At 64.5% G+C, this 23,488-nt stretch carries 19 protein-coding genes; 3 read left to right on the forward strand and 16 right to left on the reverse strand.

Annotation, left to right across the window (positions count from 1 at the left end; translation table 11 throughout):
• Position 1 precedes the first annotated feature (1 nt).
• Genes fdhF through ACQR0W_RS33050 form a run of 3 tightly spaced genes read right to left on the reverse strand, consistent with a single transcriptional unit; the run spans position 2 to position 4,936 of the window.
• The gene (gene fdhF / locus ACQR0W_RS33040) at positions 2-2,881 is read right to left on the reverse strand and encodes a formate dehydrogenase subunit alpha (RefSeq protein ID WP_315768112.1); all 2,880 of its coding nucleotides are present in this window, start codon (positions 2,879-2,881) and stop codon (positions 2-4) included.
• Positions 2,882-2,906: 25 nt separating this feature from the next.
• Positions 2,907-4,463: a formate dehydrogenase beta subunit gene (locus ACQR0W_RS33045; protein ID WP_316171129.1), complete on the reverse strand. Its 1,557-nt coding sequence runs from the start codon at positions 4,461-4,463 to the stop codon at positions 2,907-2,909.
• A complete protein-coding gene (locus ACQR0W_RS33050; protein WP_316171189.1) occupies positions 4,460-4,936 on the reverse strand; it encodes a formate dehydrogenase subunit gamma in 477 nt (158 codons plus the stop codon). Before ACQR0W_RS33050 ends, ACQR0W_RS33045 begins: the two co-directional genes overlap by 4 nt.
• A gap of 261 nt (positions 4,937-5,197) precedes the next feature.
• On the opposite strand from ACQR0W_RS33050, the gene ACQR0W_RS33055 reads away from it, so the two are divergent.
• On the forward strand, positions 5,198-6,091 hold the full coding sequence (locus ACQR0W_RS33055) for a LysR family transcriptional regulator (protein WP_315716160.1): 894 nt from the start codon (positions 5,198-5,200) through the stop codon (positions 6,089-6,091).
• Positions 6,092-6,297: 206 nt separating this feature from the next.
• On the opposite strand, the gene ACQR0W_RS33060 is transcribed toward ACQR0W_RS33055, so the two are convergent.
• The 4 genes from ACQR0W_RS33060 to ACQR0W_RS33075 all read right to left on the reverse strand — a co-directional run bounded on the left by ACQR0W_RS33060 (position 6,298) and on the right by ACQR0W_RS33075 (position 11,427).
• Positions 6,298-6,639 (reverse strand): antibiotic biosynthesis monooxygenase, encoded by a 342-nt coding sequence (locus ACQR0W_RS33060; protein ID WP_316171128.1) that lies wholly within the window; start codon positions 6,637-6,639, stop codon positions 6,298-6,300.
• A 114-nt stretch (positions 6,640-6,753) separates the two neighbouring features.
• Entirely contained in the window at positions 6,754-7,266 is a 513-nt protein-coding gene (locus ACQR0W_RS33065; protein ID WP_315828280.1) for an isoprenylcysteine carboxyl methyltransferase family protein, read from the reverse strand.
• Positions 7,267-7,581: 315 nt separating this feature from the next.
• The gene (locus tag ACQR0W_RS33070; protein WP_315753037.1) at positions 7,582-9,906 is read right to left on the reverse strand and encodes a sensor histidine kinase; all 2,325 of its coding nucleotides are present in this window, start codon (positions 9,904-9,906) and stop codon (positions 7,582-7,584) included.
• Between the two features lie 207 nt (positions 9,907-10,113).
• Positions 10,114-11,427 (reverse strand): cation diffusion facilitator family transporter, encoded by a 1,314-nt coding sequence (locus ACQR0W_RS33075; protein ID WP_316171127.1) that lies wholly within the window; start codon positions 11,425-11,427, stop codon positions 10,114-10,116.
• On the opposite strand from ACQR0W_RS33075, the gene ACQR0W_RS33080 reads away from it, so the two are divergent.
• On the forward strand, positions 11,408-11,536 hold the full coding sequence (locus ACQR0W_RS33080) for a hypothetical protein (RefSeq protein WP_315716165.1): 129 nt from the start codon (positions 11,408-11,410) through the stop codon (positions 11,534-11,536). The genes ACQR0W_RS33075 and ACQR0W_RS33080 overlap by 20 nt on opposite strands.
• A gap of 74 nt (positions 11,537-11,610) precedes the next feature.
• Here the strand turns inward: ACQR0W_RS33080 and ACQR0W_RS33085 are convergent, their stop codons facing one another.
• From ACQR0W_RS33085 to ACQR0W_RS33120, 8 genes are all read right to left on the reverse strand, one after another.
• Positions 11,611-12,579: a zinc-binding dehydrogenase gene (locus tag ACQR0W_RS33085; protein ID WP_315828281.1), complete on the reverse strand. Its 969-nt coding sequence runs from the start codon at positions 12,577-12,579 to the stop codon at positions 11,611-11,613.
• A 137-nt stretch (positions 12,580-12,716) separates the two neighbouring features.
• Positions 12,717-13,136 carry a CBS domain-containing protein gene (locus ACQR0W_RS33090; RefSeq protein ID WP_015665845.1) on the reverse strand — a complete coding sequence of 140 codons (420 nt, stop codon included), beginning with the start codon at positions 13,134-13,136 and terminating at the stop codon, positions 12,717-12,719.
• Between the two features lie 228 nt (positions 13,137-13,364).
• Complete coding sequence (oxlT, locus tag ACQR0W_RS33095) at positions 13,365-14,681, reverse strand: oxalate/formate MFS antiporter (RefSeq protein ID WP_316171126.1); 1,317 nt, start codon at positions 14,679-14,681, stop codon at positions 13,365-13,367.
• Positions 14,682-14,924: 243 nt separating this feature from the next.
• Positions 14,925-16,211 carry an oxalate/formate MFS antiporter gene (oxlT, locus tag ACQR0W_RS33100; RefSeq protein WP_316171125.1) on the reverse strand — a complete coding sequence of 429 codons (1,287 nt, stop codon included), beginning with the start codon at positions 16,209-16,211 and terminating at the stop codon, positions 14,925-14,927.
• Positions 16,212-16,419: 208 nt separating this feature from the next.
• Complete coding sequence (locus ACQR0W_RS33105; RefSeq protein ID WP_315716170.1) at positions 16,420-17,919, reverse strand: tripartite tricarboxylate transporter permease; 1,500 nt, start codon at positions 17,917-17,919, stop codon at positions 16,420-16,422.
• A gap of 41 nt (positions 17,920-17,960) precedes the next feature.
• Positions 17,961-18,455 carry a tripartite tricarboxylate transporter TctB family protein gene (locus ACQR0W_RS33110; RefSeq protein ID WP_316171124.1) on the reverse strand — a complete coding sequence of 165 codons (495 nt, stop codon included), beginning with the start codon at positions 18,453-18,455 and terminating at the stop codon, positions 17,961-17,963.
• 9 nt (positions 18,456-18,464) lie between these two features.
• Positions 18,465-19,463 carry a Bug family tripartite tricarboxylate transporter substrate binding protein gene (locus ACQR0W_RS33115; RefSeq protein WP_315716172.1) on the reverse strand — a complete coding sequence of 333 codons (999 nt, stop codon included), beginning with the start codon at positions 19,461-19,463 and terminating at the stop codon, positions 18,465-18,467.
• 389 nt (positions 19,464-19,852) lie between these two features.
• Positions 19,853-19,990, reverse strand: coding sequence for a hypothetical protein (locus tag ACQR0W_RS33120; RefSeq protein WP_315716173.1), 138 nt, complete (start codon positions 19,988-19,990; stop codon positions 19,853-19,855).
• Positions 19,991-20,473: 483 nt separating this feature from the next.
• Here ACQR0W_RS33120 and ACQR0W_RS33125 point away from each other — a divergent pair, with 483 nt between their 5' ends.
• A complete protein-coding gene (locus ACQR0W_RS33125) occupies positions 20,474-20,950 on the forward strand; it encodes a peptidoglycan-binding domain-containing protein (RefSeq protein ID WP_315753028.1) in 477 nt (158 codons plus the stop codon).
• A 305-nt stretch (positions 20,951-21,255) separates the two neighbouring features.
• Here the strand turns inward: ACQR0W_RS33125 and ACQR0W_RS33130 are convergent, their stop codons facing one another.
• Positions 21,256-23,052, reverse strand: coding sequence for a sensor histidine kinase (locus tag ACQR0W_RS33130; RefSeq protein ID WP_315716175.1), 1,797 nt, complete (start codon positions 23,050-23,052; stop codon positions 21,256-21,258).
• Positions 23,053-23,488: the final 436 nt, after the last annotated feature.

Consider the following 23,488-nt stretch of genomic DNA (forward strand, 5'->3'; position numbering starts at 1 on the left):
GCTACTCCGCTGCCTCCACGACCGGGGCGATGCGGCGCGAGTTGCGGGCCTGCTCGTCATAGGCTTTCTGCCAGTCCGACGGTCCGTTGGACTGCGACACCTGCACTGCCGTGACCTTGTACTCCGGACAGTTGGTGGCCCAGTCCGAATAGTCCGTGGTGATGACGTTGGCCTGGGTCAGCGGATGGTGGAAGGTGGTGTAGACCACGCCGGGGGCGACGCGCTCGGAGATCAGCGCGTGCAGCGTGGTCTCGCCGGCGCGGCTGGTCAGCCGCACCCAGTCGCCGTCGCGGATGCCGCGCTGCTCGGCATCGTGCGGATGGATCTCCAGCACGTCCTCGCCATGCCACACCACGTTCTCGGTGCGCCGCGTCTGGGCGCCGACATTGTACTGCGACAGGATGCGCCCCGTGGTGAGCAGGAGCGGGAAGCGCGGGCCGGTGCGCTCGTCGGTCGCGACATACTCCGTGACCACGAACTTGCCCTTGCCGCGGACGAAGCCGTCGACATGCATGATCGGCGAACCCTCGGGATTCTTCTCGTTGCAGGGCCACTGCACCGATCCCATCTCCTCGAGCTTCTGATAGGAGACGCCGGCGAAGGTCGGCGTCAGCGCCGCGATCTCGTCCATGATCTCGGACGGGTGATTGTACTTCATCTCGAAGCCCATCGCCTTGGCGAGACCGATCGTCACCTCCCAGTCGGCCATGCCGTTGAGCGGGGTCATCACCTTGCGCACCCGCTGGATGCGGCGCTCGGCGTTGGTGAAGGTGCCGTCCTTCTCGAGGAAGGTCGAGCCCGGCAGGAACACGTGGGCGTAGTTGGCGGTCTCGTTCAGGAACAGGTCCTGCACGATGACGCATTCCATCGACGACAGCGCCTGCACCACATGCGTGGTGTTGGGATCCGACTGCAGGATGTCCTCGCCCTGCACGTAGAGGCCCATGAAGGTGCCTTCGATCGCGGAGTCGAACATGTTCGGGATGCGCAGGCCCGGCTCAGGGTTGAGCTTGACGTTCCACATCGCCTCGAACTGGTCGCGCACCGCGTCGCCCGAGATGTGGCGGTAGCCCGGCAGCTCATGCGGGAACGAGCCCATGTCGCACGAGCCCTGCACGTTGTTCTGGCCGCGCAGCGGGTTCACGCCGACGCCGCGGCGGCCGATATTGCCGGTCGCCATCGCGAGGTTGGCGATCGCGATCACCGTGGTCGAGCCCTGGCTGTGCTCGGTCACGCCGAGGCCGTAGTAGATCGCGCCGTTGCCGCCCTTGGCGTAGAGCCGGGCCGCGCCGCGGATCGCTTCCGGGTCCACGCCGGAAATGCTGGCGATCGCCTCGGGGCTGTTCTTCTCCAGCGCGACGAACTCGGCCCAGTCCTGGAACTCGCTCCAGTCGCAGCGCTCGCGCACGAAGGTCTCGTTGACGAGGCCTTCGGTGACGATCACATGGGCCAGCGCAGTCAGGATCGCGACATTGGTGCCGGGCAGCAGCGGCAGATGATAGTCGGCCTTGACGTGCGCCGACTTCACGAGGTCGATCTTGCGCGGATCGACGACGATCAGCTTGGCGCCCTGACGCAGCCGCTTCTTCATGCGCGAGCCGAACACCGGATGCGCATCGGTCGGGTTGGCGCCGATCACCATGATGACGTCGCTGTCCTCGACCGAGTCGAAGTCCTGCGTGCCGGCGGAGGTGCCGAAGGTGGTGGCAAGGCCGTAGCCGGTCGGCGAGTGGCAGACGCGGGCGCAGGTGTCGACATTGTTGTTGCCGAAGCCGGCGCGGATCAGCTTCTGCACCAGATAGGTTTCTTCGTTGGTGCAGCGGGACGAGGTGATGCCGCCGATCGAGTCGCGGCCGTATTTGGCCTGGATGCCGCGCAGCTTGTCGGCGGCGAACTTGAAGGCCTCGTCATAGGAGACCTCGCGCCAGGGCTGGTCGATGGTCTCGCGGATCATCGGCTTGAGGATGCGTTCCTTGTGGGTCGCATAGCCATAGGCGAAGCGGCCCTTGACGCAGGAATGGCCGCGATTGGCCTTGCCATCCTTGTACGGCACCATGCGCACGACTTCCTCGCCGCGCATCTCCGCCTTGAAGGCGCAGCCGACGCCGCAATAGGCGCAGGTGGTGACCGCCGAATGCTCCGGCTGGCCGATCTCGATCACGCTCTTCTCGGTCAGGGTCGCAGTCGGGCAGGCCTGTACGCAAGCGCCGCACGACACGCATTCCGAACCGAGGAAGCTCTCGCTCATGCCCGGCGACACCCGGCTGTCGAAGCCGCGGCCGGAGATGGTCAGCGCGAACGTGCCTTGCACTTCCTCGCAGGCGCGGACGCAGCGCGAGCAGACGATGCACTTGGAGGGATCGTAGGTGAAATAGGGGTTCGACTCGTCCTTGGGCAGCCAGGCCGGATTGGCTTCGCCGCAGGCGTCGGCGAACACGTGGTTGTCGCCCTGATAGCCGTAGCGCACGTCGCGCAGGCCGACGGCGCCGGCCATGTCCTGCAGCTCGCAATCGCCATTGGCAGCGCAGGTCAGACAGTCGAGCGGATGGTCGGAGATGTAGAGCTCCATCACGCCCTTGCGCAGCTTCTTCAGCCGCTCGGTCTGGGTGTGAACGACGAGGCCCGCGGCCACCGGCGTGGTGCAGGAGGCCGGGGTGCCGGCGCGGCCTTCGACCTCGACGAGGCAGAGGCGACACGAGCCGAACGCGTCGACCATGTCGGTCGCGCACAGCTTCGGGATCTGCGTTCCGGCCTCCATGGCCGCGCGCATGATCGAGGTGCCCTCGGGAACGGTGATGCTCTGGCCGTCGATGGTGAGCGTGACCATCTTTTCGGACTTGGAGAGCGGTGTGCCGTAATCGGTTTCGTGGATGAGCGACATGGTCGGTGTCCTTGTTCCCGATATCTTATTCCGCAGCCTGCAAGCGCGGCTGCTGGGGGCCGAAATCTTCGCGGAAGTGCTTCAGCGCCGAGAGCACAGGGTAGGGCGTGAAGCCGCCGAGTGCACAGAGCGATCCGAGCTTCATAGTGCCGCAGAGGTCTTCGACCAGGGCGATGTTCTCGGCGACGCGCTCGCCGCGGCGGATCTTGTCGATGGTCTCGGCGCCGCGCGTCGAGCCGATACGGCACGGCGTGCACTTGCCGCAGGATTCGATGGCGCAGAACTCCATCGCGAAGCGGGCCTGCTTCGACATGTCGACGCTGTCGTCGAACACGACGATGCCGCCATGGCCGATCAGGCCGTCCTTGGCGGCGAACGCCTCGTAGTCGAACGGCGTGTCGAACAGGGCGCGGGGGAAGTAGGCGCCGAGCGGGCCTCCGACCTGCACCGCACGGACCGGGCGGCCGGTGAAGGTGCCGCCGCCGATGTCGTCGACCAGCTCGCCCAGCGTGATGCCGAACGCGGTCTCGAACAGGCCGCCGAACTTGACGTTGCCGGCGATCTGGATCGGCATCGTGCCGCGCGAGCGGCCCATGCCGAAATCGGCATAGGCCTTGGCGCCCTCGTCGAGGATGAAGGGGATGGCGGCGAACGACAACAGGTTGTTGACGACGGTCGGCTTGCCGAACAGGCCATGATGGGCGGGCAGCGGCGGCTTGGCGCGGACGATGCCGCGCTTGCCCTCGAGGCTCTCCATCAGCGCGGTCTCTTCGCCGCAGACATAGGCGCCGGCGCCGGTGCGCACCTCCAGCTCGAAATTGTAGTTCGAGCCCGCGACGTTGCTGCCGAGCAGGCCGGCCTTCCTGGCGATGTCGATCGCCTTGGTCATGGTCGCGATCGCGTGCGGATATTCCGAGCGCGTGTAGATGTAGCCCTTGGTGGCGCCCACCGCGATGCCGCAGATGGTCATGCCTTCGATCAGGACGAAGGGATCGCCTTCCATCAGCATGCGGTCGGCGAAGGTGCCGCTGTCGCCCTCGTCGGCGTTGCAGATGACGTATTTGCGGTCGGCCGCGGTCTGCGCCACCGTCTTCCATTTGATGCCGGTCGGGAAGCCTGCGCCGCCGCGGCCGCGCAGGCCCGAGGTCGTGACCTCGGAGATCACAGCATCGGGCGTCAGCGTCAGGGCGCGGGTCAGGCCCTTGTAGCCGCCATGGGCGCGGTAGTCGTCGAGCGACAGCGGATCGATGATGCCGCAGCGGGCGAAGGTGAGGCGGGTCTGCCGCTTCAGCCACGGGATCTCCTCGGTCAGGCCGAGCGAGAGCTTGTGCGGCTTGTCGGCGACGATCGCATCGAGCAGGGACGGCACGTCGTCTGCCGTCACCGGTCCGAAGCCGAACCGGCCCTGCGCCGTCTCCAGTTCGACCAGCGGCTCGAGCCAGTACAACCCACGCGAGCCGTTGCGGACGATTTCGATATCGACATTGCGCTCCAGCGCGGCCTTGTGCAGCGCCTGCGCCACCTCATCGGCGCCGACGGCGAGCGCGCCGGCATCACACGGGACAAAAAGACGCACGCTCATCGCTGGGCCTCCGAGACGAGAGCATCGATCCGGGCTTCGTCGAGCCGGCCGACCAGGCGGCCATCGAGCATGGCCGACGGCGCGGTTGCGCACAGGCCGAGACAGTAGATCGGCTCGAGCGTGACGCGCTCATCGGCCGTGGTGTTGCCGATGGAGATGCCGAGCTTCGCTTCGGCACGCGCCGCGAGCGCATCGCCGCCGGCGGCCTGGCAGGCCTCGGCGCGGCACAGCTTCAGCACGTGACGACCGGCCTTCTTGGCCCGGAAATCATGGTAGAACGTGAACACGCCGTAAACCTCGGCGCGCGAGAGGTTCAGAGCGGATGCGATCATCGGAATGGCATCCTCCGGCACGTGGCCGAACGTCTCCTGCAACGCATGGAGGATGGGCAAGGTTGCTCCCTCCATCCCGCTATGTTGGGCGATGATTTCGGCGCCGCGCGCCGCCTCCCACGTCTCGTACACCGGCGTCATCCTGATCCCGATTCTGCGTTGCAAGCGTTTCGCACATCCAAATTGGAATTGCTCAAGATATCAATAAAGCAGTCCCGTGCTGCGATAGCGAAACGCAATCGTGAGATAGCTACAAGTTGACGAAAAACGGGCGCTCGCGCGACCGGCTTGCGGCCGCGTTTTACCGTGTCCGGGCCCGCCGCGCCGTGATAGGTTTCTCCGTGGCCCGCACCGCCGAAAACGTGCGGAACTGGGCCCTTCAACCGCTGGAAGGCCGACCTCTTGATTGACAAGCTCGAACTGCTGCTGGCGCTGGCCAAGGAGCGTCATTTCGGCCGCGCGGCCGAGGCCTGCGGCGTGACCCAGCCGACGATGTCGACCAGCATCAAGCAGCTCGAGGAGATCCTCGGCGTCATGCTGGTGCAGCGCGGTTCCAGGTTCCAGGGCTTTACGCCGGAGGGTGAGCGCACGCTCGACTGGGCGCGCCGCATCGTCGGCGACTTCCGCGCGATGCGCCAGGAGATCAACGGGCTCAAGGACAAGCTATCGGGCGAGATCCGGATCGCGGCGGTGCCGACGGTGCTCGGCATGGTGGCGTCGCTGACGACGCCGTTCCGCGCCAAGCATCCGGAGGTCCGGTTCCGCATCATGTCGTGCACGTCGGCCGACGTGCTGGGGCTGCTGGAGAACCTGGAGGTCGATGCCGGGCTGACCTACATCGAGAACGAGCCGATCGGCCGCGTCCGCACCATCCCGCTCTACAACGAGAGCTACCGGCTGCTGACCGCGCCCGACGCGATGTTCGGCGATCGCGATCAGGTGACCTGGCAGGAGGTCGGGCAGGTGCCGCTGTGCCTCCTGACCCCGGACATGCAGAACCGCCGCATCATCGACCGCGCTCTGAAGGCCGCCGGCAACGAGGTGACGCCGACGCTGACGTCGAACTCGCTGCTGGTGCTGTACACCCATGTCAAGACCGGCCGCTGGGCCAGCGTGATGCCGGCCAAGCTCGCCGAAACGCTCGGCCTCGCCGACAAGGTGCGCTCGATCCCGATCGTCGATCCCGTCATCAACTACCAGATCGGCCTGGTCATCCCGCAGCGTGACCCGATGACCCCGCTGATCGCGGCGCTGGTCCAGATCGCCCGCGAGGTCGCGCCCAGCCTGCAGGCGTGAGGCGCGCGTCCGCGGAGTTGCCGCTGGCGCAGCGCCTCAGCACCGGCGGTGAACAATGGCCCAGGCTTGCTTCGCTGCGCTCGCCATGATGGCGTACACTGTCTCCTCTCGTCATTGCGAGCGCAGCGTCGCCATCCAGGTTGCTGCCGTGGCGACGGTCGGCGTCGTCACCGACCTCGCTGGCGTCATCGGCAGACTTCAGGCTCTCATGCGGTCGCGGAACCCTGACCTTGCGCGTGGCGCGTGGTCTTCAGCTCATAATGCCCGGCATGGCCGTCATAGCGGCTGAGCAGCTTCCGCGCCGCGGGCGGCACCACCGCCGTGTCATGCGCCGGACCCGCGAAGCGAACCACCGCCGTCGGATCGGCGAAGGTCATGATCGTCACGAATTCGACCTCGTCTTCGAGCGGCCTGCGCAGCAGCTCGATGCTCAGAAATCCCTCGATTGCCCGATCGACGATCCCTGGAAAGATCGTCGATCGCAGCAGGTCCTCATAGGCATCGGCATCCGCCGCCCTGGTCCAGCCGTGCCAGATCCGCTTCAGCATCGCGATGCTCCCTTAGGTACGATGACGGTCACCGAACCCTTGCACGGGCGTCGAGCGTCGGACTTGGTGAAAGTTGCGGTCCGCGCGGCGAACTCGCGGAGCGGCGAGCTCCGCTCAGTAGGCCGCAAATTGCTCCCGCATGATCTTCTCCTCCTGCCGGATCCGCAAGGTCAGTGGCACGGCATAGATGATCAGGCCGGCCACGAGCGTGAGATAGGCGTGCAGGGTCAGCGCGTAGCCGATCAGCTCGGGCAGGATGTTGAGGAAGTAGTTCGGGTGGCGCACGATCCGGAACAGCGGATGGGTCACCAGCGCGTGGTCGCGCGCGAGCATCAGCTTGACGGTCCAGAGGCGGCCGAGCAATTGCGACACCACAAGCAGCATCACCGCGCCGAACAGATAGATCACGAACCCGATGATGCTGACGGCGTCGAGCGGCGCATCCCGGACGAGGCCCTCGGCCGTCGCGGCGAGATAGAATGCGACATGTGCGATGGCCAACCAGCGCGACACGGATGCGCCGTATTCGGTTGCGCCGTCGGCGCGCAGCCGTTTTTCGTTGCGGATCGAGACGCCCAGCATGGCAAAGCGATAGGCGAAGGCGGCAACGATGAAGGCAATGATCACGCGCGGTACTCCAGATCTTGGAGCAACTGCCTTAGTTGCTGACGTGCAGGTGCGTCAATACCGCGTTCCGCCAATGTTGCTGACTAGGCACGAAGCGACGTCATGATGCCGTCATCCGCCTGCGTCCTGCGTCGGCGTTGCATGTCCGAAGGGCAAGCCGATCGCATGCCTCGGGCATCATCCGTCACGCGAAAGCGCTGTCATGCCTGTGGGGCCTGATCCTGAAGTGCAATCTCTTTGAGATGTGAATCCGATTTGATGATGTTGCCGTAGGGTGGGCAAAGTGCCCACGCTACGGCAGTACGGCCGCCGCGCTCACGCCGCGACCGAGATGCTCGCCGTGGCCTTGTACGCGTCGCGGGGCAGGGTCACGCGCACGACGGTGCCGTGCTCCAGCCGCGAGCGCAGCCGCATCGAGCCGCCGTGCAACTGGGCCAGCGAGCGGGCGATGGCGAGGCCGAGCCCGGAGCCGTGATAAGTCTTGGTCATCTGGCTCTCGACCTGCTCGAACGGGCGGCCGAGGCGCGCCAGCGAATGCGCAGGGATGCCGATGCCGGTGTCGGCGATGATGAGCACGACCTTGTCCTCGAACACGCGACTCCGCATCGTGACACGGCCGCCTTCGGGGGTGAACTTCACCGCGTTCGACAGCAGGTTGACCATGATCTGCTTGGTGGCGCGACGGTCGGCGACGACCGGGATGCTGCCTCCGATGTCGGCGTCGAGCACGAGGCTCTTGTCCAAGGCGCGACCGGAGACGACGCGCAGCGATTCCGCCAGCGTCTTGGCGAGGTCGAGCGGCTCCATGTCGAGCTTCATGCGGCCGGCCTCGATCTTCGACATGTCGAGGATGTCGTTGATCACCTCGAGCAGATATTGACCCGAGGTCAGGATGTCGTGGCAGTACTCCTGGTACTTTTCCGAGCCGAGCGAGCCGAACATGCCGCTGCCCATGATCTCGGAGAAGCCGATGATGGCGTTGAGCGGCGTGCGCAGCTCGTGGCTCATATTGGCGAGGAATTTCGACTTGGTCTGGTTGGCTTCCTCGGCGCGGGTCTTTTCCTGCGAGTACTTCTCGGCGAGGTCGGCGAGCTCGATCGCCTGGCGTTCCAGCGCGCTCTGCGAGCGCTGCAAGTCGATGACCGTGGCGCGCAGGCGCAGGTCGTTGTCGACGAGCTTCTGCTCGTGCTCCTTGATGCGGGTGATGTCGGTGCCGACCGAGACGTAGCCGCCGTCCTTGGTGCGGCGCTCGGAGATGTGCAGCCAGCTGCCGTCGTCGAGCTGCGCCTCGAAGGTACGGCCGCCCGGCGCCTGCTGGCTGTGGTCGTGCAGCCGGGTGCGGATCTCCGGCATCTTGCCGACCTCGATGACGGTCTCATAGGAGGTGCCGGGGATCACGGCGGAGTCCGGCAGCTTGTGCAGCTTCTGGAAGTGCGAGTTGCACAGCACCAGCCGGTTGTTGGCGTCCCACAGCACGAAGGCTTCCGAGATCGTCTCGATCGCGTCGCGCAGGCGCAGGTCGGCCTCGACGGTCTTCTCGACCAGGCTCTTCTGCTCGGTGACGTCGACCGCGATGCCGATCAGGTGCAGGCCGGAATCTGAGGTGCCCTGGCTGAGCTCGCAGCGAACCCGCAGCCAGATCCAGTGGCCCTCGGTGTGGCGCATCCGGAAGCTCTGGTCGATCTGGTGGATGTCGCCGGCGACGAGCTGGTCGGCGATCTCGAACAGGTCGATGTCGTCCGAGTTCACCAGCGCGTTGACCTCGCCGAAGGTGAGGAGGTCGGTGCGGTTCTCCAGGCCGAGCATCGCGAACATCGAGTTCGACCAGAAGATGCGCCCGCGCGACAGGTCCCAGTCCCACAGCCCGCAGCGGCCGCGATTGAGCGCGGTGTCGATGCGGCCGCGCACGGCGTCGTTGATCAGGTCGCCCTCGCGGGCGCGGGTCGACTGCCAGTGGAAGGCGAAGCCCAGGATCAGCACGACGAAGCCCGTCGTCGCCGACAGGGTCACCGAGAGCGCGGCGTCCGAGCCCCAGATCGGCTCGAGCTTCTCCTGGATCACGACGACGCGGCCGGGCAGCGCCTTGATCAACTGCGACACCGCGAAGGCCGGACGGCCGTTCGGCAAGGTGATCTCGGTGACCGCGCCCTGCAGGCCGGGCGTGGCCAAGAGCTGCGCGGTCGAGATCAGATCGAGGATGCGGTCGTTCTCGCCGAGCGCGGCGTCGACCGGAACCCGGGCCAGGATGCGGTGGTCGGCGCCGGTGACGATCACGTGGCGTCCGGCCGCCGCTCCCCAGGCGGGGATCAGGTCGGGCAGCAGGCTCTGCAGATGCTCGATGTGGGCGATGCGGTCCGGGCGCGTCGCCAGATGACCGATACGGTCGGCGAGCAGGTCGGAGATCGCGGCCAGGTCGCGCTTGGTCGCGCCGCGCTTCTGACGGCTCTGGTCGAGCACCTGGACGAAGGCGCCGAGACAGATGGTGACGAGAAAGGCGATGATCAAAGTAGGGACAGCACGACGCAATACCGGCTCAGCAGTCAGCAGCCTTTGATAGGCCGGTTTCGCGATCGATTGCGCCAACCCCTTGATGGAATCAGAAGATTGGACGCACGCGTTCGCGGCATGCGCACGCGCCATGCTGTAGACCCCCGAAACTTCTTGGATACCCGAATTTCGAAAGAGCCCCAGCCGCTTCCGAATCAAGTTGATTTGAATCCAGATTTCTCGGGCTGTCGAGAGTCAACGATTTGGCAAAAGCTAATAAATCTTATCCAATGCGGAATTGCCATGGCGAAAAGCCGGCAGAGTGAGTCCGAAGCGGGAACGCAGCATGACGTTCAGGCTTCAGCCGTGCGGCGGCTCGGCGTGACTGATGACGCGCTTGACGCTCGGGAAGGCGCGACGCACCCCGCGCTCGATGTGGTCGACATTGTCGTGCACCTTCAGCACGCTCATCGACGGCGCCGCGCGGCAGTGGAAGTTGACGATCTCGCCGGCCTCGGTGTTGCGGACGCGGACATTGTGCACGTCGTACATGTCGGTCTCGGCGGCGAGACGCTGCAGGGCGGCGGCGATCTCGGCGATCCGCTGCGCCGGCGCGTCGACGCCGAACGGCAGCTCGGGCTCGAGCGGCTCGATATGGGTGTCGACCTCGACGTCGGCGCCGAATTCGTCGCGGATGCTGCGTTCCAGCTCGTGCGCGATCGCATGCGCCGCGAACAGGCTCATGTCGCCGTCGACCTCGAGGTCGATCGCGACGATCAGGCGGCCGCCGACGTCGTGGACGGTGACGTGATGGATCGCGAGGCCGGAATTGCGCGCGATCACCATGATGCGCTCGCGCACGCTCTCGTTGCTGAGCGCGACCGGCACCGTCGTGAAGGTGACGTCGGCGCCAGACAGGCTGGCATCGACCGCGGCCTGCGCATCGCGCTTGATCTCGTGCACGCGGTCGATCGGGTAGGTGCGCGGCACCTGCACCGTGGCGTCGACAAAATGCGTTGCGCCGACGAGCCGGACCCGCAGCCGCTCGACATCGACGACGCCGTTGATCGAACGGATCGCGGCGCGCGCCTTTTCGGCCGCGCCCTCTGGTGCACGGTCGAGCAGTGTTTCTACGGTGGAGCGCGCCAGCCGCAGGCCGAGCACCGAGATCATCAGGGCGACCGCGACCGCGGCGGCGGAATCCCCCCACCAGAATCCGAACGCGGTGAGGACCAGGCCGGCGATGACGGCAATCGAGCCGAGCACGTCGGAGGCGAAATGCAGCGCGTCGGCGGCGAGCGCCTGGCTGTGGGTCTCGTGCGCGGCGCGGTGCAGCGCGCGGGCGCGCCAGAAGTTGACGGCGATGTCGACCAGCAGCACCACGAACGGAATCGCCGACAGCGACGGCGGCGGCGCCGCCTCGCGCAGCCGGCTGACGGATTCCACCAGCACGCCGCCGGCCAGCACGTAGAGCAGGGCGATGACGCCGAGCGCGGACAGGCTCTCCAGCTTGCCATGGCCGTAATGATGTTCGTCGTCGGCCGGCCGGTCCGATACCCGAACCACCATCCAGGTGATCACGGTGGCGACGACGTCGACGGCGCTGTGCAGGGCCTCGGAGACGAGCGCGAGGCTGCCGATCAGGATGCCGACGATGAACTTCGCCGCGGCCATGCTGGCGCTCGCCGCGATCGAGATCGCGGCGACACGGGTTTTCCCGGAATCGACATGGGAGGCGGCGTCTCTCATGGCGGCGGATGTAGCAGCCGAGGCCGCACCATGAAAGCCGGGATCGCGCGGTCCAAAGGCGTGGACCGCGCGCTGTTTGGAGTGCTTCTAAATCTCAGAAGGTTGCGTTCACAAGGTCACCACGATCTTGCCGAGATGCTTGTTCGCCTCCATGTGCGCGAACGCCGCGCCAATGTCGTCGAATGCGAAGACGCGGTCGATCGGCAGCCGCAGCGTGCGCTGCTCGACCGCACTCCAGATGTCCTTTTTCACCTCGTCGAAGATCGTACGGATCTCCTCGATCGAACGGGTGCGGAAGGTGACGCCGACGTAGGTGATGCGGCGCGCCGCGTGCAGGTCGAAGTTGAAGTCGGCATGGGTGCCGCCGAGCCGGCCGACATTGACGATGCGGCCGAGGACCTTGGTCGCGGCGAGGTTCTGATTGGCGACCTTGCCGGACACCTGGTCGATGATCAGATCGACGCCCTCGCCGTTGGTCGCCTGCAGCACCTGATCGACCCAGGCGGGATCGCTGGAGTCGATGGCGAGATCGGCGCCGAACTCGTTGAGCCGTCCGCGGCGCATCGCATCGGTCGAGGAGCCCACCACCAGCGAGGCGCCCTTGAGCTTGGCGATCTGCATCGCCATCAGGCCGACGCCGGAGCTCGCACCCTGCACCAGCACGCGCTGGCCCGGCTGCAAAGCGCCGTTGGTAACGACGGCGTTGTGCATCGTGGTCAACGCGATCGGCAGCGTGGCGGCCTCGTCGAAATTCATGTTCGACGGCGCGTGGAACAGACGGCCGTGGTCGGCGAGGGTGTATTCGGCGAACGCGGCGCTGCCCGAGCCCATCACCTTGGCGCCGATCTTCACGCCCTTGGCGTCGGGACCGAGCTCGGCGACCTCGCCGGCCCATTCCATGCCGAGCACCGTTCCGACGCCGCCGGCGGCGCCATGCACATGCCCCTTGGTCATGCCGAGATCGGCGCGATTGAGGCCGCAGGCGCGCACGCGGACCAGGACCTGCGTGCCCTTCGGCGTGGGCTTGGCGATATCGGTGATCGCGGCGCCCTGGGCGCCGTAGACATAGGCTTTCATCGCGAGGAATCCTGTCGGTCAGAATGAGCGGCGACCTTACTGTGCCGCTGTTCTCAGCGCACCGCCTAACAGGCGGCGCGCTGCTCCGACAAGACTCCCTGGGGGATGAACCGGTTCCGCTGACCGGGCTGGACGCGTCAGGCGGCGACCGGAGCTTCCGCTTCGTCGAAGGCGCTGGAGACGTCGCGCATGCTGATGACGCCGGCGAGCGCGAAGTCGACGATGACCGGGAGGTGGCGGATGTGATGCACGTTCATCAGATGCCGCACGTGCTCGAGCGTGTCCTCAGTGCTGCAGGAGATCAGCCGCTGCGGCGAGATCAACTGCGAGACCTTCATGGTGACGCCGGCGGCGCCGTGCTCGGCGATGGCGCGCACCACGTCGCGCTCGGTGAACATGCCGGCGGCGGTGTTGCCTTCCGTGCGGACGACGTCCTTCACGACGAGGGCGCTGACATTGCTGGCGCGCATCAACTGCGCCGCGACGCCGACGGTCTCATTCATTCGCACCGTGATCACGCGCGCCGTCTTGTTGCGCAGGATGTCTCCGACTTTCATGGCACCCTCCCGTTTGTTGTCTTGAACAGAAGGAAGTCTGGTATACGTTATGCCAGAAGTCAATTGGGATCTTGATGTTTTCTGGGCAGATGCCTGGAAAATAAGGTCAGCGATGCTGTCAAATGTATGCTCGGATTGGCATCTGGCATGCACGGCGCGCCAAAAGAAAAAAAGAAAAGGAGGCGCATCGGGATGCGCCTCCTGCAGTCGCGGGAAGAAGCGGGTGATTTACGCCGTGGTGCGAACGTCCTGCGCCGCAGGCTGGGTGACCGCCTCCTTGCCGAGGATGAAGGCGCGGCGCAGCGGCTTGATCACGAACAGCGCCATCAGCGCCGCCGTCGCGTTCAGCGCAACGCCGATCACGAACACGGCCTGCCAGCCATACTTGGCGGAGACGAGGCTCGCGAGCGGGACCAGGAGCGAGGCGGTGCCCTTCGCGGTGTAGAGCATGCCGTTGTTGGTCGCGGCATATTTGCTTCCGAACGTATCGCCCGAGGTTGCCGGGAACAGGCTGTAGATCTCGCCGAACACTCCGAAATAGACCGCGGTCGCGAGCACGAACACGATCGGGTTGTGGCCGTAATTCGCCAGCGTCAGCAGCATCAAAGCGGCGGTGCCGAAGGCGATGAACATGGTGTGCTCGCGGCCGATCGTATCCGAGATCCAGCCGAACACCGGACGGCCGAAGCCGTCGAAGATGCGGTCGAGCGAGATCGCAAACGTCAGCGCCGCCATCTGGAAGCCGGCGAGCGACACCGGCTCGTTGGCGATCTTGAAATCGTGCGCGATCGGGGCGATCTGGGCGGCGGTCATCAGGCCGCCGGAGGCCACCATGACGAACACCAGATACATGATCCAGAAGATCGGCGTGCGCAGTACCTGCGGCGGCGTGTAGTCGATCTTGCTCTGCGGCAGGTTGAGCTGCTTCTTGCGGGCCGGCGCCGCGACCGTCGGCGGCCGCAGGAAGATCGCGAGCACGAACACGACCAGCCCCTGGCCGATGCCGAAGGTGAAGAAGGCGCTCTGATAGCCGCTCGAGGCGATCATGCTGGCGATCGGCACCACGGTCAGCGCCGCACCGGCGCCGAAGCCCGCGGCGGTGGCGCCGGCGGCGAGGCCGCGGCGGTCGGGAAACCATTTCAGCGCATTGCCGACGCAGGTGCCGTACACCGCACCGGCGCCGATGCCGCCGATGACGGCGCCGGCGTAGAGCAAAGTGAGCGAGTCGGCGTAGGAGTTCAGCACCCATGCCAGCGAGATCATGACGGCGCCGAACATGATGACGAGGCGCGGGCCGTATTTGTCGACGAACCAAGCCTCGACCGGCACGAGCCAGGTTTCGGTGACGACGAAGATCGTGAAGGCCAGCTGGATCGCCGTGCGACCCCAGTGAAACTTCGCGTCGATCGGATCGACGAACAGTGTCCAGCCATATTGCAGGTTGGCGATCATCGCCATGCAGATGATGCCCATCGCGAGCTGGAGCCAGCGGAAGCCGCTGGACTGTGCCCGGACAGGCGGTGTCGCCTCTGTGCTGGAAACCATGTGTCCTCCCTAACGCGCTCTCTTGGAGGATGCCGCTGCGAGCGCGCTCCTCATCTGCGCACCAAACCATTCTGGTATAATATATTCCAGTCTGCAATATGGCCTGCGACACAGGGTGCGACATGTTGCTTTGCAACGAGACCGAAATCCTCCGCCAAGCAAAAGAAAACGCTCGGCAAAATGCCGAGCGTCGTCAATCTGGAAGCGTTCTTTTTTATTTTTGTTGCAGCGCGAAGGGGCGCGTCAGAGCGTCGATTTCTGCACCACGACCCTCCGCCAGGGCTTGAGCACCGCGATCGCGAGGATCGATGCCAGGATGTTGGCGCCGGCTGCGATGATGAAGACGCGGTCCCAATTGCCTGACGACTGCTGCATGTAGTTCGCAATCGGCACCAGCAGCGCTGCCGTGCCCTTGGCGGTGTACAGCAGACCGGCATTGGTGGTGGCGAACTTGGTGCCGAACGTGTCGGTGCAGGTCGAGGGGAACAGCGAGTAGATCTCGCCCCAGGCGAAGAACACGAAGCCGGACAGGATCACGAACCAGATCGGATCGTGGCCCAGCATGTACAGCGCCCAGATGCCGATGCCTTCCATGCCGAAGGCGATGAACATCGTGTTCTCGCGGCCGATCATGTCCGAGATCCAGCCGAAGAACGGACGGGTCAGGCCGTTCAGGACGCGGTCGATGGTCGCGGCGAAGGTCACCGCTGTCATCGTCATGCCGATCAGCGTCACCGGAATGTTGTCGACCTTCCAGTCGCCGGCGATCGGCTTGAGGTTGGCCGTCACCATCAGGCCGCCGGCGCCGACGATCACGAACATGAAGTACATCAGCCAGAAGATCGGCTGACGGATCACTTCGGTCGGGTTGTAGTTGCGGCGGCTCTGGACGAGGTTGGTGTTCTGAGTGACCGCGGGCACCTGGCCTTCCTTGGGCGCGAACAGGAAGAAGGCGAGGATGACGATGATGATGCCCTGGCCGAGACCGAAATACAGGAAGGTGGTCTGGAAGCCGGAGTCGCGGATCATGGCCTGGATCGGTGCGACGGTGAGCGCCGAGCCGGCGCCGAAGCCGGCTGCGGTGATGCCGGCTGCGAGGCCGCGCTTGTCGGGAAACCATTTCAGCGCGTTGCCGACGCAGGTGCCGTAGACGCCGCCGGCGCCGATGCCCGCGATGATCATGCCGAGATAGTAGCCGTTGAGCGAGGTGGCGTAGGCGTTGATCATCCAGCCGATCGCGCAGAGCACGCCGCCGACGAGCACGACGATGCGCGGGCCGTATTTGTCGACGAACCAGCCCTCGACCGGCACGAGCCAGGTTTCGAACAGCACGAACAGGGTGAAGGCCCACTGGATCGACGCGCGATCCCAGCCGAAGGTCTTGGCGATATCCGGGACGAAGAAGGTCCAGCCATATTGATAGTTGGCGATCATCACCATCGCCAGGACGCCAACCGCGAGCTGCGTCCAGCGATAGGCGTCGCTTACTCTTGCAGATGCGGGCGCCCCCGCGTGAGCCAAGTCCGTCATGCTTCCTCCAGGCTGTCTATTTTTGTCCTAACAGCTATGCGGAGTTTGGTATATGATATGCCAATAGACAAGCGGATTCATCGACCCCGTCTCCGCTGCTAGGCCAGCGATCGATGAAAAAGGCCTGCAGAAGCAAGGCAAATCGCTGCAGCGACAATACGACGCAGCCGAGGATATTTGTAGTTCAACTATCGGAGCAAGGGCGAGTTTATGCGGCGAGCGCCCGCAACCGGTTGTAGCCCTGCTGGATCGCCGACCAGAACAGCGCGATCAACCCGAGCGCCATGATGGTGCCGACCAGCCCGTTGGAGAAGAAGATCGCGAGCGATCCCTGGGATCCCAGCAGTGACTGCCGGAAGGCCTCCTCGGCCTTGTCGCCGAGCACGATGGCGAGCACCAGCGGCGCGAGCGGATAGCCGCACTTCTTGAACAGATAGCCGAGCACGCCGAACACCAGCATCAGCACCACGTCGAACGTGCTCGAGTGCACCGAATAGGCGCCGATGGCACAGAGCACGAGGATGAGCGGTGCGATGATGCTGAAGGGAATGCGCAGGATCGCCGCGAAGACCGGAACGCAGGTCAGCACGACGAGCAGGCCGGCGAGGTTGCCGAGATACATCGAGGCGATCAGGCCCCAGACGAATTCCTTCTGCTCGACGAACAGCATCGGGCCGGGCTGCAGGCCCCAGATCAAGAGGCCGCCGAGCAGCACCGCCGCCGTGGGGGAGCCGGGCACGCCGAGCGACAGCATCGGCAGCAGCGCCGCCGTGCCTGCCGCATGGGCTGCCGTCTCCGGAGCGACGACGCCTTCGATCTCGCCATGGCCGAAATTCTTGCCGCGCTTGGAAAGGCGCTTGGCGATGCCGTAGCTCATGAACGAGGCCGGCGTGGCGCCGGCGGGGGTGATGCCCATCCAGCAGCCGATCAGGCAGGAGCGCAGCGACGTGACCCAATAGGCCGGCATCTCCTTCCAGGTGTGCAGCACGACACGCAGATTGATCTGCGCATTGCCGCCGCGGAAACTCAGGCCTTCCTCCATCGTGAGCAGGATCTCGCCGATGCCGAACAGCCCGATCACGGCGATCAGGAAGTCGAAGCCGTTGAGCAGTTCAGTGACGCCGAAGGTGAGGCGGAGCTGGCCGGTGATGGAATCCAGGCCGACAGCCGCGAGTGCGAAGCCGATCATCATCGCCGCAATCGTCTTGAAGGGTGGCTCCTTGCTCAGGCCGACGAAGCTGCAGAAGGCGAGAAAATAGACGGCGAATTTCTCGGCCGGGCCGAACTGAAGCGCGAAGCCAGCGACCAGCGGCGCGATCAGCGTGATCATGATGACCGCGAACAGCGCGCCGACGAAGGACGAGGTGAACGCTGCCGTGAGCGCCTCGCCCGCCTTGCCCTGCTGCGCCATCGGGTAGCCGTCGAAGGTGGTGGCGACCGACCATGGTTCGCCGGGGATGTTGAACAGGATCGAGGTGATGGCGCCGCCGAACAGCGCGCCCCAATAGATGCAGGACAGCATGATGATCGCCGAGGTCGGCGGCATGCTGAAGGTCAGCGGCAGCAGGATCGCGACGCCGTTGGCGCCGCCCAGTCCCGGCAGCACGCCGATGATCACCCCGAGCACGATGCCGAGGATCATCACCATGATGTTGAACGGTTGGAGGGCGACTGCGAAGCCGTGAAACAGATTGGCGAGTTCTTCCATACCAGCTTGGTCCTGCAACCCTCAGCGGATGAGTTTTCTTGTTAGAGCCCGAGCCAATCCTCGATCGGCCCCTTGGGGAGGGGGACCATGAACCAGCGCTCGAAGATCAGATAGGTCACGACCGGCGTGCCGACCGCGACCGCTGCCACCGTGAGCCAGCCATATTTGCCGAGCCACCGCATGAACCAGGCGATGAAGATCATGGACGCGAGGTAGAGGCCAATGAAGGGAAGGGCGCCGACATAGATCGCCGTCGGCACCACCACGCTCATGACCTGGCGGAGCTGGCCCCATTCGGCGAAGACACGGCCGTCGTTCTCGCGCAGCGTGCTGCGGACATTCATCGCGCTGGCCGCGACGATGAGCAGGCCGACGTAGAACGGGAAGAACCCCGCCCGCGGTCCCTCGGCGCCCCAATTGATCCCAGCCTTCACGCTGCCGATGATCACGATGATCCCGAACAGCGCGATGGCGAGCGTGACGCCGGCCTCGACCGCCTTATGGCTGGGGCCGGCCGATCCACCGTGACTTCTCATGCGAGCCGCTCAGTTCGAGGCCAGGAAGCCGGCTTCCTTCATCAGGAGCTCGTGCCGCTTCTCTTCGGTCTCGACCCACTTCGCGTAGTCCGCACCGGTCATGAAGGTGGTGTTGAAGGCGCCGGTCTTCATGAAGTCCTGCCATTCCGGCGTCTCTCGCACCTTCTTGAACAGGTCGACGTAGTATTCGATCTGGTCCTTGGTGGCCCGTGGCGACATGAAGATGCCGCGCAGCATCAGATATTCGATGTCGAGCCCCTGAGACTTGCAGGTCGGGATGTCCTTCCAGGCCTTGCCGTCGGTGATCGGCTCGTCAAAGCCCATCGGCTTGTCGTCGAACACGCAGAGCGGCCTGACCTTGCCGCCGCGCCACTGCGCCACCGCCTCGATCGGATTGTTGACGGTGGAATCGATGTGGTTGCCCACCAGTTGCACGGCCACTTCGCCGCCGCCCTTGTAGGGGATGTAGGTGAACTTCGCGCCGGTCGCCTTCTCCATGGCTACCGTGATGATCTGGTCTTCCTGCTTCGAGCCGGTGCCGCCCATCTTGAGGGTGCCGCCGGCCTGCTTGACCGCATCGACGTAGTCCTTGGCGGTGGTGTAGGGCTTCTCGGCATTGACCCAGAGCACGAACTCGTCGAGCGCCAGCATCGCGACGGGAGTGAGGTCCTTCCAGTTGAACGGAATGCCGGTCGCGAGCGGGGTCGTGAACAGGTTCGACAGCGTGATGATGATCTTGTGCGGGTTGCCGGCCGACGCCTTGACGTCGAGGAAGCCTTCGCCGCCGGCGCCACCGGACTTGTTGATCACGACCAGCGGCTGCTTCATCAGGTTGTGCTTGGTGACGATGCCCTGGATCGTCCGGGCCATCTGATCGGCACCGCCGCCGGTGCCAGCCGGAACGATGAACTCGACCGGCCGGACAGGCTCCCATCCCGCCAGAGCCGGGATATGCCCTGCCATCAGGGCGATGCCAGCCATAACGGCCACGCGCACGGAACGCTTCATCGACGCTTTCTCCCCTTCATTCCCGAGAGCGCACGGCTTCTTCCGGCCGCTGTGCCCAATCGAACCACCGACCTGTCGAGCCCGCCGGTGTCATCCCCACCGTGACCAGCTCCAGGTCGTCGCCAGCCCCGGACTTCCTTGCAATGCCCATGCAGCCAAAAGTTGTGTTGGCAGCCGGGAGCAGGCAGCAAGAGGAGCATCCGCAGCAAATCGACCGATTTGATTTTGGTATGAAGAGGTGACCGACCGCAATTGAGGAGATCGGGTGGGACGCCCACGGGGCCAATATGTCGCAGGTCGCGTGGGGGTCGCAAAAGCAAAAGCCCCGGAGATCCGGGGCTCTTGGTTGGGCTTCGAGGGTTGCCTGCGCGCGCGAAGCGCGCCGAGCCTCAGAGGCCGAAATAGGGCAGGTCGCCGTTGCGGTTGGCGGCGCGGGCGCTGGTCATCAGCACGCGGTCGAGGGTCGCCAGCAGGCGGCCGAACAGCGACACGGGCTGGACGAGGGGGAGGGCGACGGTCTTGGCCATGGTTTGTCTCCTTCAGTGAGGCGGTATGACGTTCTGACTGAGGAGAATTTACGTATACCAGATGCCAGATACAACGGATTATATTGCATGGCGGTATGAGCGTTTTGCGATGCAGCAGGAATGTGACGATTTGGATTTTCAATCGAAATTTGACTTCGCATGCAGAAAGAGCCGCCCAATGGGGAGCTCTGAGCAGTTGAAGGGTAATTAGATACGCATTCGCGGCTATGCGACGGCTTGCCTGCCGCGGCTGGCTCGCCCACGACGATCCGGGGATCGCGGCCTCTGCTGGACACCTCCCAGGTGCGCTCCGATCGCGTGCTCCGCGTGCAACGCGAGGGAACAATGGCGCGGGGCCAGGGAACCGTGCCGCCCGGGCCGCAGTTACCCTGCAATCGCACGGAGCGGCATGACCGGATGTTGATCGTTCAGTTCGGCGCGCTGTATCTCTTCTAGAAACGTATCATCGGCGAAGGAAAGGCCATGCGCGCCTTGATCCTGGCACTGTCCCTCCTAGCGATCGCCGGAAGCGCGCAGGTCGCTCACGCTGGTCTGAGCAGCACACCTCGTGAAGCGTCGGCACCCGCCGATACCGTGATCGCTGCCCAGGACGCCAATCAGCAGGCCGAGAACCAGATCGGCCTCACCAAGGCGAAGCGTCGCGCGGTGCAACGAGGGCTGACCAGGCTCGGGTTCGGCACCAAGATCAACGGGACGTTCGACGAACAGACCCGCGCCGCCCTCGCCCATTGGCAGGAGGAGCGCGGCTACCCCACGACCGGCTTCCTCAATGCCGCCCAGCACAAGGTCCTGATGGACGCGGCCGCCGAGGCTGCCAAATCCGACCGCCAAGCCCGTCGCAGCACGGGACGCGCGCGACATCAGCGCAATGTCGGAGGTCCCATCGGCGCGATCGGCGGTGCGATGCACCGCGTGGTGGGCGGAATTTTCGGCAGGTAAGCGTTCAACCTCGAAAGAGCTGGAGGACGGCCATCGCAACCTGGCACGTTGTAGGACGGTTGTGACCACGATTCGCCGGGCGAACTCATGTTACCAGAGTATGCGCATGGCGGCGTGGATGTCGGGGGATGAAGCAGATCGGATCAACTTGCTTTGACCACTACGAGTCCTCCCACCCCTTGCGGGATGCGGCCTGGCCGGCCGCCGGATACGAAGAGGCTGTCGCATCTTCGGCAGATGTCTGCTGTGGCTCTCAACGACACCGTCGCAATCAATGACCTCTGGGCCGAAATGGGCCAAGCACGTCACTTCACGTCGCCCAGGTCGGCGGCCTGGCCGAGCCGAGAGTCACCGCTATCAGTCGTTGCGTCGTTGCGCGCACGCGGCAGATAGATCGTGACCGTGGTTCCCTTGCGGAGCTCGCTCTCGATCACCGCGACACCGCCGCATTGTTTGGCAAATCTATAAACGCTGGCGAGACCGAGCCCGGTGCCTTTGCCCGGCTCTTTGGTCGTGAACAAGGGCTCGAATGCAACCGCGAGGATTTCAGGCGGCATGCCCGAGCCCGTGTCGGAAACCGCGACTGCCACGTAATCGCCCGAGAGATTGTCGAGCTCGCCGTGCAGCGTCCTATTCATCGTCGATATTTGCACGGTGCCTTCCGCGGTCATGGCATCGCGCGCATTGACGACCAGGTTGATGATCGCCATCTCCAGTTGGGTTGCGTCGCCGCGTACGGGCCAAGCCTCCGATGCGAGGTTGAAGATCAGCTTGCCGATTGTGCCCAGCGACTGCTCCAGCACTCCCTCCATGGCAAGGATCGCCTGATTGATGTCGATGATCGTCACTGCCGACGGCTCTTGGCGTGCGAAGGCCATAAGGGAGCGGACGAGCTGCTGGCCCCGTTTGGCACTAGCCAGGGCATTATTGATACGCAATCGCGAGCGGGGATCATCGATCCGCTCCTCGAGCATATCCAAGTTTCCTAGGATCGGGGTGAGCAGATTTCCGAAATCGTGGGCGATGGTGGCGGCCATCTGGCCAATCGCTTCCAGCTTCTGTGATCGCCGGAGCGACTCCTCGATTTGCGCTTTTTGGTGCTGCGCCTCGTCGCGCTCGACCTCGCGCTGGTTGATCAATTGGGAAGCCGTTGTCAGAGCGTGACCTAGCTCGTTCACCTCCCGAATTTCGACCGTCGGGACATCAATCTTCCTGGACAGTCCCAGCGCAAGCGCCGGGGTCGTCATCGCGCGGATCGAGCGGACGATTCGCCTGCTGATACTTGCCGCCAACAACGCACCGAGCAACAGCACGAGGACCGCGGTAGCGCTCTGGATCATCAGTGCCCATCGCAGATTCGTCGTATAGACGCTCTTGGGAACGCCGAATGCGATCATCCAGCCCGTGATCGACGACCGGTGGTATCCGCCGATGACTGCGATACCTTCCAGCGTCGGGGTCTCGTAGATGCCCTCCTGCGCCCTCGACGTCTGGCGTTGGAATTCAGGCGTTCCCTGCTGGCCGATGAACAGTTCCGGATCTTTGGTCCGGGCGACGATAGTCCCGCCGGTGTCGAGGATCGCCACGATCCAGCCCTCCGGTATCTTCTGCCGCTCCAAGATTACGGCAACATTCGCGGGAAGAATGCCCATCACAAGCGCGTACGCGACCTTCCCGTCCCGAAACACGGGCACACCGACGGCGATTTGAGGCTGTCTCGATGTGGCTCCGATATAAAAATCGGAAATCGCAGGTCGGCCGGACTCGAAGATGGTGCGGACCAGGCCTGGGATGCTGGTTCTGGGCAACGGCTGACCGTAGGGGACCATCGTGCTGACCAGGAGTTGTCCGGCCGCGTCCGCGATGACAATTACATTGCCTGTCAGCCACTGCAGCAGTTCGCGCGAGTGCTCGTGAAAGGCGGCAAGATCACCGGACTGCAGGTAGGGTGACTTTGCAAGCACCCGCAAGCTCGACTGGACGCTGAGCAGCTCGCGGTCGACCGCCTGCATCAGCGCGCGTGTTGTGGCCACGGTATTGCGTTCTGCATTGTCGCGTGCCGCAATATACGAGTCGGTGATCAGGTAGCCGGCGACCAGCATTGCCGGAACCGTGCAGACCACGAGGAGCAACCCCAACCAGAACCGAATGGATCGACCACGGTTTTCGACAGGAGGTACGCGCCTGGACATGAACTCTTCACCGATAGAGTTTTGGAAAGAACCTCGCGACAGCCCACCATGCAAAACCCTATGAGCCTAAGGCGGGTTCTATTTGATTTGAGTCAAACGCCTACGATGAGAACGCGGGCCAACGCCCCGCCTCCAGGTATGGGATCGGGAATTTTCGCAGCCTCATGCCTGCCCTCAATCTGAGGGAAGACCATCGTGTCGGTTCAAAGCAGAACTCTGAAAGGGGCCTTCGCTACTACAATGTGGGATGCTAGCGAAATGTCTCAGATGGGTCTTGGTCGTGTAAAAACGGCCTTGCGGACGTCCGTCCTGACCACGAGGACGCGGGCGTTTCTCAGGCTGTGAT

The organism is Bradyrhizobium sp. HKCCYLRH1034, assembly GCF_051168375.1.
Taxonomy (GTDB): Bacteria; Pseudomonadota; Alphaproteobacteria; order Rhizobiales; family Xanthobacteraceae; genus Bradyrhizobium.

Excerpts from the sequence above, each read along its gene's own strand:
- ACQR0W_RS33050 (WP_316171189.1), bottom strand. The coding sequence starts at position 4,936 with ATGACGCCGGTGTACGAGACGTGGGAGGCGGCGCGCGGCGCCGAAATC.
- ACQR0W_RS33075 (WP_316171127.1), bottom strand. The coding sequence starts at position 11,427 with ATGGCCGCGGCGAAGTTCATCGTCGGCATCCTGATCGGCAGCCTCGCG.
- ACQR0W_RS33045 (WP_316171129.1), bottom strand. The coding sequence starts at position 4,463 with ATGAGCGTGCGTCTTTTTGTCCCGTGTGATGCCGGCGCGCTCGCCGTC.
- ACQR0W_RS33110 (WP_316171124.1), bottom strand. The coding sequence starts at position 18,455 with ATGAGAAGTCACGGTGGATCGGCCGGCCCCAGCCATAAGGCGGTCGAG.
- ACQR0W_RS33070 (WP_315753037.1), bottom strand. The coding sequence starts at position 9,906 with ATGGCGCGTGCGCATGCCGCGAACGCGTGCGTCCAATCTTCTGATTCC.
- fdhF (WP_315768112.1), bottom strand. The coding sequence starts at position 2,881 with ATGTCGCTCATCCACGAAACCGATTACGGCACACCGCTCTCCAAGTCC.
- ACQR0W_RS33120 (WP_315716173.1), bottom strand. The coding sequence starts at position 19,990 with ATGGCCAAGACCGTCGCCCTCCCCCTCGTCCAGCCCGTGTCGCTGTTC.
- ACQR0W_RS33080 (WP_315716165.1), top strand. The coding sequence starts at position 11,408 with ATGAACTTCGCCGCGGCCATGCTGGCGCTCGCCGCGATCGAGATCGCG.
- ACQR0W_RS33115 (WP_315716172.1), bottom strand. The coding sequence starts at position 19,463 with ATGAAGCGTTCCGTGCGCGTGGCCGTTATGGCTGGCATCGCCCTGATG.
- ACQR0W_RS33090 (WP_015665845.1), bottom strand. The coding sequence starts at position 13,136 with ATGAAAGTCGGAGACATCCTGCGCAACAAGACGGCGCGCGTGATCACG.
- oxlT (WP_316171125.1), bottom strand. The coding sequence starts at position 16,211 with ATGACGGACTTGGCTCACGCGGGGGCGCCCGCATCTGCAAGAGTAAGC.
- ACQR0W_RS33085 (WP_315828281.1), bottom strand. The coding sequence starts at position 12,579 with ATGAAAGCCTATGTCTACGGCGCCCAGGGCGCCGCGATCACCGATATC.
- ACQR0W_RS33105 (WP_315716170.1), bottom strand. The coding sequence starts at position 17,919 with ATGGAAGAACTCGCCAATCTGTTTCACGGCTTCGCAGTCGCCCTCCAA.
- oxlT (WP_316171126.1), bottom strand. The coding sequence starts at position 14,681 with ATGGTTTCCAGCACAGAGGCGACACCGCCTGTCCGGGCACAGTCCAGC.
- ACQR0W_RS33130 (WP_315716175.1), bottom strand. The coding sequence starts at position 23,052 with ATGCTGGTCGCCGGCTACCTGATCACCGACTCGTATATTGCGGCACGC.
- ACQR0W_RS33060 (WP_316171128.1), bottom strand. The coding sequence starts at position 6,639 with ATGCTGAAGCGGATCTGGCACGGCTGGACCAGGGCGGCGGATGCCGAT.
- ACQR0W_RS33125 (WP_315753028.1), top strand. The coding sequence starts at position 20,474 with ATGCGCGCCTTGATCCTGGCACTGTCCCTCCTAGCGATCGCCGGAAGC.